This is a genomic window from Corallococcus aberystwythensis, from assembly GCF_003612165.1.
GTDB lineage: Bacteria > Myxococcota > Myxococcia > Myxococcales > Myxococcaceae > Corallococcus > Corallococcus aberystwythensis.
Map to the genome: position 1 here is coordinate 1 of NZ_RAWK01000545.1, position 896 is coordinate 896.

The 896-nt window shown below is 78.2% G+C and carries 1 protein-coding gene; it reads right to left on the reverse strand.

Annotated elements, in window-relative coordinates:
* Window positions 1–58: 58 nt before the first annotated feature.
* The coding region (locus tag D7W81_RS41345) for a tetratricopeptide repeat protein (RefSeq protein ID WP_120560759.1) at window positions 59–896 on the reverse strand (838 nt) is incomplete at its 5' end.

An 896-nucleotide genomic window follows, 5' to 3' on the forward strand; every position in this document is an offset into this window, starting at 1 on the left:
GGGTGAACCCATGCGGGCCCGGCCCCCGGCAAAGGGCGGTGTTTCCTGGCCGCCCGCCCTACGGCGCGACGGGCGGGAGCGGCTCCGGCAGGGCCGGGCTGGCCGGGTCGGCCCGGGCCACGCGGCCCACCCGCTCCGCGTTGACGCGGGCCTGCACGTAGCGGGGCGACAGCCGGGTGGCGGCGGCGTAGGCGGCGCGGGCCTCCTCCATCCGGCCCAGGCGCTCGCAGGCGACGCCCAGGTTGTTCTGCACGTAGGCCACGTGGGGCAGGAGGCCGGCGGCCTGGGTGAGGACCTCCACGGCGCGGGCGTTGTCGTTGGCGCGCAGGTAGGCGAAGCCCAGGTTGTTGAGCGCGTGGCCGTGCTCGGGGTCCAGGTGCACCGCCTGCTGGAAGCGCAGGATGGCGGAGGCCAGCTCGTTGGCGCCCAGGTGGGCGCGGCCGAGCACCTGGTACACCTCCGGGTCCTCCGGGTCGCGCAGGAGCGCCTCTTCCCCCACGGGGACGGCCTCCGCGAAGCGGCCCTCCGACACCAGGAGCCGCGCCTGCTGCACCAGCGCCCCCGCGTCATGGGGCTCCGCCTGCCCCAGCCGGGCGTACGCGCCCAGGGCGAGCTTCGTGTCCCCGGCCAGCCGGGCCGTGCGCGCGAGCTGCGCCAGGGCGTCCGTGGCGCCCGGGTCGTCGTGCAGCGCGCGGCGCAGCTCCGTCACGGCGCCGGAGAGGTCCCCCAGGTCGCGCAGCCCCTGGGCGCGGGCCACGTGGTCCACCCGGCGGGCGTGCGTGTGCGGCAGCGCCAGGGCGTCACCGGGGGCTGGAGCATCGGCCGGGGCCTCCACCGGGGCGGCCTCGTCCACGAGGCGCGGGGCGGCCATCAGCGAGTTCTCGTGCGCCGAGGCC